Annotated in this window: 10 protein-coding genes; 4 read left to right on the forward strand and 6 right to left on the reverse strand. The window is 62.9% G+C overall.

The genetic code is table 11. The annotated features are described in order from the left end of the window. The 3 genes from groL to ppk2 all read left to right on the forward strand — a co-directional run. Positions 1 to 1,581 (forward strand): chaperonin GroEL (groL, locus tag HMPREF3009_RS03475; RefSeq protein ID WP_070680052.1); only part of this gene is annotated, 1,581 nt, incomplete at its 5' end. A 494-nt stretch (positions 1,582 to 2,075) separates the two neighbouring features. Continuing rightward, positions 2,076 to 2,255, forward strand: a complete 180-nt coding sequence (locus HMPREF3009_RS03480; protein ID WP_046647186.1) for a PorH family porin — start codon at positions 2,076 to 2,078, stop codon at positions 2,253 to 2,255. Between the two features lie 524 nt (positions 2,256 to 2,779). Beyond that, entirely contained in the window at positions 2,780 to 3,679 is a 900-nt protein-coding gene (gene ppk2 / locus HMPREF3009_RS03485) for a polyphosphate kinase 2 (protein ID WP_049154699.1), read from the forward strand. 59 nt (positions 3,680 to 3,738) lie between these two features. Here the strand turns inward: ppk2 and HMPREF3009_RS03490 are convergent, their stop codons facing one another. From HMPREF3009_RS03490 to HMPREF3009_RS03505, 4 genes are all read right to left on the reverse strand, one after another. Further along, a complete protein-coding gene (locus tag HMPREF3009_RS03490; RefSeq protein WP_070680056.1) occupies positions 3,739 to 7,704 on the reverse strand; it encodes a Pls/PosA family non-ribosomal peptide synthetase in 3,966 nt (1,321 codons plus the stop codon). Beyond that, positions 7,705 to 8,181: a MarR family winged helix-turn-helix transcriptional regulator gene (locus HMPREF3009_RS03495; protein ID WP_070516193.1), complete on the reverse strand. Its 477-nt coding sequence runs from the start codon at positions 8,179 to 8,181 to the stop codon at positions 7,705 to 7,707. Between the two features lie 60 nt (positions 8,182 to 8,241). After that, positions 8,242 to 8,571, reverse strand: a complete 330-nt coding sequence (locus tag HMPREF3009_RS03500; protein ID WP_070516195.1) for a type II toxin-antitoxin system HicB family antitoxin — start codon at positions 8,569 to 8,571, stop codon at positions 8,242 to 8,244. Between the two features lie 135 nt (positions 8,572 to 8,706). Further along, entirely contained in the window at positions 8,707 to 9,009 is a 303-nt protein-coding gene (locus HMPREF3009_RS03505) for a rhodanese-like domain-containing protein (protein WP_010188796.1), read from the reverse strand. A 102-nt stretch (positions 9,010 to 9,111) separates the two neighbouring features. Between HMPREF3009_RS03505 and pabB the strand changes: the two genes are divergently transcribed. Then, entirely contained in the window at positions 9,112 to 11,748 is a 2,637-nt protein-coding gene (gene pabB / locus HMPREF3009_RS03510) for an aminodeoxychorismate synthase component I (RefSeq protein WP_070680059.1), read from the forward strand. Positions 11,749 to 11,805: 57 nt separating this feature from the next. On the opposite strand, the gene HMPREF3009_RS03515 is transcribed toward pabB, so the two are convergent. Then, positions 11,806 to 12,462 (reverse strand): LuxR C-terminal-related transcriptional regulator, encoded by a 657-nt coding sequence (locus HMPREF3009_RS03515; protein WP_070680062.1) that lies wholly within the window; start codon positions 12,460 to 12,462, stop codon positions 11,806 to 11,808. A 3-nt stretch (positions 12,463 to 12,465) separates the two neighbouring features. Beyond that, a complete protein-coding gene (locus HMPREF3009_RS03520; protein WP_070680065.1) occupies positions 12,466 to 13,158 on the reverse strand; it encodes a sensor histidine kinase in 693 nt (230 codons plus the stop codon). Positions 13,159 to 13,200 lie beyond the last annotated feature (42 nt).

Below are 13,200 nucleotides of genomic sequence, written 5' to 3' on the forward strand. Positions count from 1 at the left end.
GCCGACGCCGTCAAGGTCACCCTCGGCCCCAAGGGCCGCAACGTCGTCCTGGAGAAGTCCTGGGGCGCCCCGACCATTACCAACGACGGTGTCTCCATCGCGCGCGAGATCGAGCTCGAGGACCCGTACGAGAAGATCGGTGCAGAGCTGGTCAAGGAAGTAGCTAAGAAGACTGATGACGTTGCCGGTGACGGCACCACCACCGCTACCGTTCTGGCACAGGCTCTCGTGCGTGAGGGTCTGCGCAACGTAGCCGCTGGTTCTAACCCGATGGGCATTAAGCGCGGCATCGAGGCCGCTACCAAGAAGGTTGTTGACTCCCTGCTCTCCTCCGCGAAGGAAGTAGAGACCCAGGAAGAGATCGCCACCACCGCTGGTATCTCCGCTGCTGACCCGGCAATCGGCGAGAAGATCGCCGAGGCTATGTACACCGTGGGCAACGGCTCCGTAAACAAGGACTCCGTTATTACCGTTGAGGAGTCCAACACCTTCGGCGTCGACCTTGAGGTCACCGAAGGCATGCGCTTCGATAAGGGCTACATCTCTGGCTACTTCGCTACCGACATGGAGCGCCAGGAGGCTGTCCTCGAGGATCCGTACATCCTGCTGGTTTCCTCCAAGGTCTCCAACATCAAGGACCTCGTTCCGCTGCTGGAGAAGGTCATGCAGACCGGCAAGCCGCTGCTGATTATCGCTGAGGATGTTGAGGGCGAGGCCCTGTCCACCCTCGTGGTCAACAAGATCCGCGGCACCTTCAAGTCCGTTGCCGTGAAGGCTCCGGGCTTCGGCGACCGCCGCAAGGCCACCCTGCAGGACATGGCTATCCTCACCGGCGGCCAGGTCATCTCCGAGGAGGTCGGCCTGTCCCTGGAGACCGCTGAGATCGAGTACCTCGGCCAGGCACGCAAGGTTGTCGTGACCAAGGACGAGACCACCATCGTTCAGGGCGCTGGCTCCCAGGAGCAGATCGACGGCCGCATCAAGCAGATCCGCGCCGAGATCGAGAATTCCGATTCCGACTACGACCGCGAGAAGCTGCAGGAGCGCTTGGCCAAGCTGGCCGGCGGCGTGGCAGTCCTCAAGGTCGGTGCCGCTACGGAGGTTGAGCTCAAGGAGCGCAAGCACCGCATCGAGGACGCCGTGCGCAACGCTAAGGCAGCCGTCGAAGAGGGCATCGTCGCCGGCGGTGGCGTGGCCCTGCTGCAGGCAGCTGATGTCCTGGATTCCCTCTCTGACCTCACCGGTGACGAGGCAACCGGCGTCAAGATCGTCCGTGAGGCACTGTCTGCTCCGCTGAAGCAGATTGCTCAGAACGCTGGCCTGGAGCCGGGCGTTGTTGCGGACAAGGTTGCGTCCCTGCCGGCTGGTCAGGGCCTTAACGCTGCTACTGGCGAGTACGTGGACCTCATGGCCGCTGGCATCAATGACCCGGTCAAGGTCACCCGTTCCGCACTGCAGAACGCTGCGTCCATCGCGGCCCTGTTCCTGACCACCGAGGCAGTTGTGGCTGATAAGCCGGAGCCGGCCGGTGCAGGCGCTGGCATGCCGGACCCCGACGCAATGGGCGGCATGGGCTTCTAATGCTTAGCTCCCCGGGCTGAGGCGTCTCGCGGCTGCAGCCCGTAGCAAAACGAACGCTCCCCACGGTCAACCGTGGGGAGCGTTCTCTGTTCTGAGACCTTTTTGTGCCCTTATGTCACCCCGGATGGGGGTAGGCGAGCATGTTCTTGCGGAAAATATTTCTCGCTTTTACTTTGTTTGTCAGGCCTATGAATCGCTAGTGGAGGGGCTAGCGTTACGTTTTGCAGAAAATTTCTTGTCGCCTCGCGCCTGATGCTGTTTATTTCCGCAGTTAGAGGCGTTGTTGCTGGTTAGGTTAAGGTCGAGTGAATAAATAACGCTCGTTGCATGCTTGATCTGCAATGATCTTCATCCGAAAAATTAACTCGCCTAAACGCTTGCAAAGTCGGGGAGGTGTGCCAAAATAGTTTTCTGTGACGCCCGCTGAGGGTGTCTGCAAAACCGCAAACCCCTCCGGGCACTTCTGAGTCCGGACTTCACAAAAGGAGACCATAATGGATCTTTCTTTCGTTGCTGATCAGCTGGGCAACTTCGCTGACTTCGCTTCCGGCATCAAGAACCTCTTCCAGGGCTTCGCTAAGGCTTTCGACATCATCGCTGGTGCTGCTACCGCTGACTCCGTTGAGGTAACCCCGGACACCTCCAAGCTGGACGCCCTGTCCTCCACGAAGTAATCTTGTGCCCTTCTGAAGGGCGCACTTAATACACACACTTTCAATCCCAAGGAGATTTTAAAATGGAAACCCTGTCTTCCACCGGCATCTTCGGCCTCATCCTGCCGCTTCTCTACGCTCTGGGCGACGCTGCTTCCGGCGCCAAGAAGCTGATCGGCCTGCTCTAAGCAGCACGCTGCTCACGCAGAACTAAGCGTTAACCCCGCTGACCCACTTTGGGCAGCGGGGTTTCTCATTTCCAGAACCCTGGGCCGGCTAGCGCAGTGGCGCGGTACGTTTTCGCAAACATGCCCTTGGGATCATGCGGTTTCCGGACCTTGCACGCGAAAACGTACCATCGCGTAAGCGGGGCAGGTACGGATCGATCATTTAAGGCCCCAGAACTTCGATTCTTGGGGCACTATTTGTGAGAAACGTACATTCTGGGCGGCTGCTGCCGCCCGTTTGCCACTACGGGGGTAAATTGGGCGGCGGCAACCAGTTTTATCGCGCCGGATGCCTGTTTCATAGATAGAATTATTGGCATGGCTGACATTAAAGACGACGAACTCCCCGAGATCGACCTTGCGCAGACCGACGGCTACGTCGTCGATGACTCCGATGAAGACGATCCCTCGCTCATCATGCCGGATGGCTCGCCGGTTGAGACTTGGCGCGAGAACTACCCATACGAAGAGCGCATGACGCGCGATGAGTACGAGTCCATCAAGCGCTCCCTGCAGATCGAGCTGTTGAAGTGGCAGAACTGGACCAAGGAAACCGGCCAGCGCCACATTATCCTCTTTGAGGGCCGCGATGCTGCAGGTAAGGGCGGCACTATCAAGCGTTTCAACGAGCACCTCAACCCGCGTGGTGCCCGCACCGTAGCGCTGGAGAAGCCGTCCCCGCGCGAATCCACGTCGTGGTACTTCCAGCGCTATATTCAGCACTTCCCGTGCGGTGGTGAAATCGTCTTCTTTGACCGCTCCTGGTACAACCGCTCCGGCGTGGAGCGCGTCATGGGCTTCTGTACGGAATCCCAGCACGCAGAGTTCCTGCGCGAGGTTCCGATGCTGGAGAACATGATTCTCGGCTCCGGCATTTCGCTGACTAAGTTGTGGTTCTCCGTGACCCGCAAGGAGCAGCGCACCCGCTTCGCCATCCGCCAGATCGACCCGGTCCGTCAGTGGAAGCTTTCGCCCATGGACTTGGCCTCTCTGGATAAGTGGGATGATTACACCCGCGCCAAGGAGGAGCAGTTCCGTTACACCGATACTGAAGAGTCTCCGTGGATCACCATCAAGTCCAACGACAAGAAGCGCGCCCGCATTAACGCGATGCGCTACGTGCTCTCCAAGTTTGAGTACACCAACAAGGACCACGAGCTCGTTGACCAGGTGGACGACAAGATCGTCAAGCGTGGTCGCGACCAGATCGGTGACTAGTCTCGACGCATAAAGAAAGGAGGCGGCAGGAAATCCTGCCGCCTCCTTTCTTTGCCTATCTAGTGCTTCCAGGGCTCAATCGGGTTGCCCTGCCACTCGGAGTTGCTCGGAACCTGGTCGCCGCGCATGACCAGCGAGCCGGGGCCAACGGTTGCCACGCTGCCGATGACCGAGGCCGGCAGCGCCACCGAATGCGAGCCCAGGGTAGCGCCGGCCTTGATGGTGACGGTATCTAGGCTCATGACGCGGTCCTGGAAGAGGTGCGTTTGCACCACGGTGCCGGGGCCGACGGAAGCGCCTTCGCCCACAAAACACAGGTCCGTTTCCGGGAACCAGTAGGAGTCGATCCACGCGCCGCGGCCAATCGTCACGCCCAGCGCGCGCAGGCCCTGGTTGATTTCACCCATGCCATAGGCGTGGGTGAAGAACCACGGGGCGGCAACCGCCTCCACAAAGGTGTCCTGCAGCTCGTTGAGCCACACGAAGGCGGACCACAGTGGGTGGTCGCCAGCTGTCTGCGTGCCCACGCAGATCCACTTGACCGCCACGGTGATCACCATCGCGATAGCGCCGGCCACCATGAGGACGACACCGCCGAGGGCCCAGGCGGCGGCGATGCCGAGGGCGTCGGCCAGCGCGTAGAGTGATGCCAACGTGCCCGCCAGCAGCATGGCCGAGGTCATCGGCGCCAGCAGGCGCATGGTCTCAATCGCACCACGCGCGGCCTTGACCCCAAAGCCCGGGTTGTAGGTGAGGGACTCGCCCTCCACACCGTCCACGTGGGCCTCCACGCGGCGCATGCGCTCCGGCGGGGAACCCCACCAGTTGGCGCCGGACTTGGTCTTCTTCGGCGTCGAGGACAGCACCGCCACCAGCGAGTTCTTCGACAGCTTACGGCCCGGGCCAGTGATTCCGGAGTTGCCCACGAAGGAACGCTTGCCCACCTTGGTCTCACCCGTGAGCATCCAACCGCCGCCGAGCTCATAGCCGCCGATCATGGTGTCATCCGCCAAGAAGGCGCCGTCCTTGACCTCGGTGAGCTTGGGCACCATGACGGCCGTGGAAATCTCCACGTCCTTGCCAATCGTTGCACCCAGCGAACGCAGCCACGCCGGGGTGAGCTGCGAGGCGTAGATGGGGAAGAGCTGCGTGCGGGCCTCGTCCATAAGGCGCTCGATGGCCCACAGGCGCCAGCCCTTGGCGGAGCGCACCGGTGCCACACCGGGCTTGATACCCAGCGAGAGGATGCGCACGCCCAGCCAGGTTTGCAGCATGAAGGTGGCAAACGCCGCCAGGGCACCGAGCGGAGCGAAGAAGATAGAGCCGACGTAAGGGGAACCGTCGGTCACCGCGATGAGGGCAACGACCACGGCAGCGCCCACGGCCAGCGCCACGATGGGCTGGAAGGCCAGCAAGATAGAGGTAGCGCCGTAGATGGCTACCCACCACGGGCGGCGCTTCGGGGCATGCGACGGGAAGCGGTGCTTGGAGCGGCCCACCTTCTTGGCAGGAGAGCCGGACCAACGCTGGCCGTCCTTGATCTTCTTGCGCCCAGTGACGGTGGAGCCAGCCTCGACGTGGGCATCCTTGCCCACGACGGTGCCTGGGAGCAGCGTCGAGCGCGCGCCCACGCGAGCGCCTTCCTTGACCTCAATGGCGCCGACGTGCAGGATATCGCCGTCGAGCCAGTAGCCGGAGAGATCGACCTCGGGCTCAATCGCGGCGTGCTTGCCCAAGGTCAGCAGACCCGTCACAGGCGGCAGCGAGTGCAGGTCCACTCCGCGGCCCATCTTCACTCCCAGCGCGCGGGCATAGTTGTTGACCCACGTAGCGCCCGCGATCGAGCGCGAACCAGAAGCATCCGCCCAGCGCTCCGCTGCCCAAATACGCAGGTGCGTGGAGCCCCCGCGCGGGTACTCGCCGGGCTTAATACCGGTGGTGATCAGCCGCGCGCCGAAACCACCGATGGGGATGCGGCCGATGGGGGTGACAAAGATGACGAGGAGAAGGATGACCAGCCACCACGGGGTGGTCATGGCCCACTCCACACCCAGCAGGTTCGCCAGGTTTGAGCCCAGCAGCAGCCAGGCCAGCCACGTCGTGGCGGCCAGCGTCATGATGGGCAGCTGGATGAGTGTTTGCGCGATGCGCGTGCCAGCGCCGACGGGCTTGACCTCGCGGGCAGGCCCGGCGTCTTCGACGGACTCGGCACCAGCAAGCTGCTCCGCCAGGGATCCTAGGCGCGGGTGGTCGTACAGATCGCGCACGGCCACGGTGGGGAAGCGCTCGCGGATGCGGCCGACCAAGGTCGCCGCGGCCAGCGAGGTGCCGCCGAGGGAGAAGAAGTCTGCGTTGACGTCCTCGACGGACACCCCCAGGGTGTCCACCCACAGCTCCGCCAGCCACTGCTCGGTGGGGTTGAGGCCGTCTGCCTCCACGCCCACTCCCGGCAGCGGCCACGGCAGGGCCTTCTTATCCACCTTGCCGGAGGTGCGAATCGGCAGCTCATCCATGACGCAGATGCGCGGGACGAGCGCTGCCGGCATGGTCTCCGCTAGGCGGGCGTGTGCCGCTTCGTGGTCGAACCCGGCATCCGGGTCATCCAGGGAGACGTAGCCGACGAGCACGGACTCTCCGCCCGGCGTCTTCTGCACGGCCACGGCGGAGTTATACACGTTCGGCAAGGCGGCGACGTTGGCCTCCACCTCACCGAGCTCGATGCGGCGGCCACCAATCTTGACCTGGTCATCGACGCGGCCCACAAAATACAGGCCGTCCTCTTCCAGGCGCACGTGGTCGCCGGTGCGGTAGGCGCGCTCCCAACCCAGGGACTCCAGCGGCGCGTACTTCTCCGCATCCTTCACCGGGTCCAGGTAGGCGGCCAGGCCCACACCACCGATGACGAGCTCGCCCACCTCACCGATGTTCACGGGGACGCCGTGCTTGTCGACGACCACCAGATCCCAACCCTTCAGCGGCAACCCAATCGATACGGGCCTGCCTGGCAGCAGGCGCTGCGCGCAGGCCACGACGGTGGCCTCGGTGGGGCCGTAGGTATTCCACATCTCGCGGTCCTCGGTGGCCAGGCGGTCCGTGAGCTCCTGGGAGCAGGCTTCGCCGCCGACGATGAGGAGGCGGATGTTGTCCAGGGCCTCGGCGGGCCAGAGGCCGGCCAAGGTGGGCACGGGGGAGACCACCGTGATGTCGCGGCGGATGAGCCAGGGGCCTAAGTCCATGCCGGAGCGCACCAGGGAGCGCGGGGCCGGGACCAGGCAGGCGCCGTGGCCCCAGGCCAGCCACATTTCCTCGCAGGAGGCGTCGAAGGCCACGGACAGGCCGGCTAGGACGCGGTCGTCCGGGCCGAGGGGGCCGTGCGGGCTATCCGCCAAAAAGAGGGCAGCTTCGGCGTCCACGAAGGCGGCCGCGGAACGGTGGCTCACGGCCACGCCTTTGGGCTTGCCCGTCGAGCCGGAGGTGAAGATGATCCACGCCGTGTCTTCGGGGTGCGGTTCGTCGAACGCTGTGTCGTCTGCGTTGTCCGCCGTGTCGTTTCTGCCGTGTTCCCGCAGCATGCGGAAGCCCTCATCGGTGAAGACACCGTCGATGTCGGCTTCGCCGAAGACCATCTCGGCGCGCTCATCGGGGTCGTCGGCGTCGACCGGCACGTAGGCCGCGCCGGCGGCGAGTGTGGCCAGGATGGCCAGGTAGAGCTCGCGCTTGCCGGAGGTCATGCGGATGCCGATGCGGTCTCCGCGACGCACGCCGCTGGCGTGGAGCTCGGTGGCCCATGCGGAGACGTCGGCAAGCAGCTCGGCGTAGGTGAGGATTTCACCGTCGTCGAGGGCCGCGGCCTCGGGGTAGTGCTCGGCGGTGGTTTGAACGATATCCCAGAGGGTGCGCGCGGGTGCGGCCTCGGAGCCTAGGAGATAGTGCGCGGGAACCTTGGGCGTTGCTGGGTTCTCGGGCTTGTCCGCCTGGAGGGCGTGGCGGCCCCCAGTACTGGGAAGATTATCGGGCTCCGTCATTTAAGCATCACTGCCTTCAGCATCAGCAGGCGCGTCCGCCGCGATGATGGCGGTGGCCAGCTTACGCAGGTGCTTGAGCTGCTTATTGGTGGACTCGTCGAGGGCCTCGTCCTCTGCTTTGGCTACCAAAACGGCGAGCTCCTTATGGGCCTTCACGCCTTTCTTGGTGGAGGCAATGATTTGGCGGCGGCGGTCTTTGGCATCGCGCTCGCGCTTGACCCAGTTGCGAGACTCCAGGGAATCCAGCAAACGCACCATGTCGGAGGCGTCAATGGCCAAGGTTTCTGACAGCGCGGACTGGGAGGATGCGGCCTCCGCAACCAGGCAGGTGAGAACCCAGTACTCGCGCAGGGTGGTGCGCTTCGTTTGCAATGCGGCCTCGACGCCTTCGCGGGTGCGGCGGCGGAGGCGCTCCAGCTGGAAGGAGGGGGACTCGAGGAGCGAGGTGGGAATCGATACGGAGTTAAAGGTAGGCATGCCGACGATACTACGCGCCTACCGTAGCAAACTTAAATCATGGGTTATGGCCCATTAGTTTCAGGCTGAGGCTAGCTTCTGCATAATAAGTGTGTTGAGAGAAACGCCTTCCCGTTCTGCTTCGATGGTCAGGTCTCGGTGAAGTGACTGAGGTATGCGGAGGTTGAACTTCCCCGAGTAGCTTCGCTGTCCGAATGGTTCCGGGATGTGTTCATTGTTGCGTTGCATATCTTCTAGGGTTTCTTCGACGACGCTGCGCAACTCGGACTCAGCGGTGGCTGCAGTGGAGTCGAGCCATGACAAGGAGGGGAACTCTAGGACGGTGGCAACGAACTCTCCATCCTCTTCGGACCACGCGGTTTGGTAGGTGTATTTGTCTGCGAGGTTCATGGTCTGCTCCTAGAAATGGAAGTCACACACAAGTTGCAGCTCTGAGAAGCGGACGTTTGTCCGTGAGGTCCGCATCTTTGTGAGGATCTTTTCTATCTTGGAAACCACACCTGTATGGTACCGCAAATGGTACCACTAGTGGTTTGGGTAAACCATAGGGCAGCCTTGTGCTTTCCAACCATCCGTGCCGCCCTCGACGTTGATGACGTCCCAGCCCTTTGCCTGCTCGAGGTACTGGCAGACCTGCATGCTGCGCCCGCCTGCATGGCAGATGACGTAGATATCGCGGTCCGGGTCAATCTCGTCGAGACGCTCGACTAGGTCTCCCATCGGGATGTGCGTGGCGCCCTGGGCGTGCTCGGTGTTCCACTCGTGGTCCTCGCGGACGTCGATGAGCTGGGCGTTCTCGGGTACTTCGGTGGGTTGTACGTTCTGCATGCGCACCAGCTTACGCGGGCGCGGTTGTGAGGCTGGTGGGGCACTGTAGCGTGAGTAGCACTTTCGGCCCCGGCGCTCCCTTATGCCACACTTATTCAGGTGATGAACTCCAGCACTGTCGCGCTTATCCCCGGAGACCCCACGGGTCGCTTCTTTGGTTCTCGAGTGCTCGTGGTGGATAATTTTGACTCCTTCACCTTCAACATCGTGGACTACCTGGTGCGATTAGGTGCTGAGGTGACGGTCACCCCTAACACCGAGCCCGTGCCGCTGACTGGCTACCACGCGGTGGTTCTCTCACCGGGGCCGGGAACCCCTGAGCGTGCAGCGGACATTGGCTTTTGTGCTGAGGTGTTGAAACGTGCTGCGGTGCCGGTGCTGGGGGTGTGTCTGGGCTTCCAGGCGATGGCCCAGCACCTCGGCGCGCGGATCGCTCCGGCCCCAGAGCCTGTGCACGGGCGGGTGAGCACCATACATTGCTCCGAGGATCCGCTCTATGCCGGGGTTCCCACCTGTCACGATGTGGTGCGCTATCACTCATTGGTGGTAGATAAGCTGCCTTCCGGTATGAAGGAACTCGCGCATACGACAGATGGCCTCATCATGGCTGGCCGCAGCGAAGAACGCCGCTGGTGGGGCGTGCAGTACCACCCGGAGTCGATTTGTAGCGAACACGGTCTCCGGCTCTTCGAGAACTTCCTGGCTATCGCTTGTCCCGAAGCAAACGAGGTGGCATCTCCTGACGTCAAAGTCGACACCCCCTCAGTTGCGCCCCTGCCACCACTGCACGTGGAGGAGCGCCTACTCGCCATCGATCCCCTCGACGTCTTCGATGTCCTAGGCGGCAAAGGGGCGCTGCTAGAGTTCGAGGGCACTTCGATCATTGCACCGTTGGGAGAAATGGTGGGAATGGAAGCACTAGCGGAGCCCCCTCGCTTTTCCCGCCCCGCGGGGTGCCTCGGCGTTCCAGGTGTGTTCGGCTATCTGGGTTACGAGGCCCTCGGCGGCTTGTCCACACGCCACCCTCATGGTCTCTTCCGCGCGCCAGGTGTGGTGGCCATCCAAGGGCAACGAGTGCAACTGATTTGCGAGAAATCCTCGGCCTCCTGGCTGGCACAGACCTGGCGGCTCATTGAAGGACTCGCCGACAGACCTGTTCAACAACGGCGCCTCGATGCCAGCACGATTGGCCCGCTGATCTGCCGCGATACCGCCGCCAGCTATAAGGAGAAGATCCGCCGCGCCCAAGAGCTCATCAGTGCGGGTGAGACCTACGAAGTCTGCCTCACTACCAGCCTCGAGGCGGCAGCCAAACTCGATCCGCTGGCCCTCTACCAGCGCCTTCGGCAGCAGGTGCCCGCGCCGATGCGTTCGTTGTTGGTGCTCCCTGAGCTTGCAGTGGCTAGCGCCTCCCCGGAACGCTTCCTTAAAGTGTCTGGCGGCATCGTCTCCTCGGAGCCGATCAAAGGCACCCGCCCTCGTGGCCACAACCCCACCGCCGACGAACAGCTGCGGGCGGACCTGGCCAGCAATCCGAAGGATCGCGCGGAAAACCTCATGATCGTTGACCTAGTGCGCAACGATCTCACCCGTGTAGGAATCCCAGGCACCGTGCGCGCCGAAGAACTCTTCGCGGTCCGCAGCTTTGCCACCGTGCACCAGTTGGTCTCCACCGTTTCTGCTCGGCTGCGCCCGGATGCCTCGCTCATCGACGTCCTCCGCTCCACCTTTCCCGGTGGCTCTATGACCGGTGCGCCGAAAGTCCGCACCATGGAGATCATCCGTGAGCTCGAGACCGCACCGCGTGGGGTGTACTCCGGTGCGATTGGCTATCTCGGCTGCGATGGCAGCGCTGATTTCGCCATGACTATCCGCAGCATCGTTCTGCATTCCGGGAAGCTACACTATGGCGTCGGCGGAGCGGTTCTGGTGCTCTCCGACCCGGATGCCGAGTGGCAGGAGGTCGTGGATAAGTCCACCCCGCTGCTCAAACTCTGTGAGCAGTCTTTCCCTGGTGATCACTGCTACCGCTTCGAAGCCGGTGGCCTTCTTCCCGTCCCATCGATTCCCGAGCCCTTGCTCATCGACTCCTTCCGCCTTGAAGAGGGCCAGGTGCGCGGTTTCGATCTGCACCGCGAGCGTTTCATCGCGGGCGCACAAGCCCTGGGGCTGGATTCCCCGACATCGTTTCTGGAAGCAGTCCAGGAACACCTGCCCAACCGAGGCCGGTGGTTCCCGCGCCTGGAGGCTGGCCCCAGCGGTTTCGCACTTCGGTTGCGCCCTCTTCCTACTCAGCGGAAAACCACCCGTTTGCACAGCGCTACGGCAACAGTGGAAAATCCGCATGTCAAGGGGCCGAATCTGGCGCTGTTCTCAGAGCTTCGTGAGCCGGACGATACCTTGCTCATCTCCGACGAGGGCGTCGTCTGCGAAACCACCACGGCCGCGCTCATCGCTTGGGATGGAGACACGATGCTCACGATGGACGCACCTCGGTTGCGGTCAGTCACTGAGTCTCTGCTGGTTGCCGCGGTGAGAAAGGAAGTGAGCGTCGAAAAGAGAACGCTCGGACTGTCCGATCTTGCGGGGCTGGAGTTGTGGACCCTCAACGCCTTGCACGGGATTACCCCGGTGGTGGAACTCGACGGAAAGCCACGGCCGGCACCCGAAGACTCACGCCTCGAGCACTGGCGAAGCGTGCTAGACGGCATGCGCGCTACGATTGCGCGCGTCAAATGAACAGCAGTCTGCTCTGTTTCGCTGCCTCACAACAGCATTTGATGCTTGCCTTGGGCTTTAGCGGTGCGCTGAGAGGTACTCCAGAATGGCTTTCACGCGGCGGTTGTCTTCGCTGGGGTCCAAGCGCAGCTTGGTGAAGATGTTGGAAACGTGCTTGGCCACCGCGGCGGAAGACAAAACGAGCTCGGCGGCGATGTCCTTGTTGGACTTTCCGCGGGACATCAACTCGAGGACCTCGCGCTCGCGCGGGGTGAGCTCGCCCAGGCCGCTGCGCCCAGAGCTCATGAGAGCCTGCGCCACGGTGGGGTCGATGACGGTGCCGCCCTGGGCCACCACGTCCAGGCTCGAGAGGAAGTCCCGCACCTCGGAGACGCGGTCCTTCAACAGGTAGCCGGTGCCGGCATCGGGGGAGTCGAAGAGTTCCACCGCATATGCGGGGGCCACATACTGGGAGAGCACCATGACGGGCAGACCCGGGTATGCATTTCTCAAGTTTACGGCGGCTTTCAAGCCGTCATCGCCCATACCTGGCGGCATGCGCACGTCCGTGATGACGATGTCCGGAAGCTCATCGCGCAGCTTATCCACCACGGCCTCCAAAACTGGAGCAGAATCCGCCTGGCCCACAATTGAATGCCCGCGGCGCTCCAGAAGGCCGGCGAGGCCCTCGCGCAGAATGGCGGAGTCATCCGCCACCACGATTCTCAAACTCATTTCTTAAACTCCTGACTGTCCGCGATCGAGAAGAAGTGGAATCGAGCATGCCAGCCTCGTGGGCCCGCCCGGGGGAGAGCTCAGCGTCATCTCCCCGCCAAAGGCGGCGAGGCGCTCGGCCATCCCCGCCAAGCCGTGACCTTGTATAACCTGCGCGCCACCCGGGCCCTCATCCACCACGGTGATGCGCAGCGAATCATCCGCGATCACTAAAACAGACACCGGCGCGCCGGGCGCGTGCTTGGCCGCGTTGGTCAAAGCCTCCGTGCCGAAGAAGTAGCCGCAGGCCAGCACGGATGCGGAGAGCTTCGGAAGCGGATGCGGGGCGAAGACGCTGACGTGGGGGCCGTGGGAGGAGGAGACGTCGGCAAGCGCGGCGACCAAACCGTGATCCTGCAGGACTTGCGGGTGGATGCCGTGCACCGTGGCGCGCAGGGAGTGCAGGCCGCGGTCCACGTCCTGCTTGGCAGCGGTGAGAAGCTCGGCGAGGTCAGAGGGGGCGTCGAGAAGAGCCTCCCCCAACTTCATGCTCGCGGCCACGAGGTATTGCTGCGCGCCGTCGTGCAAGTCGCGCTCGATGCGGGCGCGCTCCACCTCATAGGCATCCGCGATGGCGCGGCGCGAGGCCGTGAGTTGCGCAATTTTCTGCGCCTGCTGTTGCTCATGGTTGGTGGGCTGGGGTTTTCTTCGGAACACAGGCCCAGCATAGTGGCCCGCCCCTGCGGCAGGGGTAGTGCT

The sequence above is a fragment of the Corynebacterium sp. HMSC034H07 genome (assembly GCF_001815175.1).
GTDB lineage: Bacteria > Actinomycetota > Actinomycetes > Mycobacteriales > Mycobacteriaceae > Corynebacterium > Corynebacterium hiratae.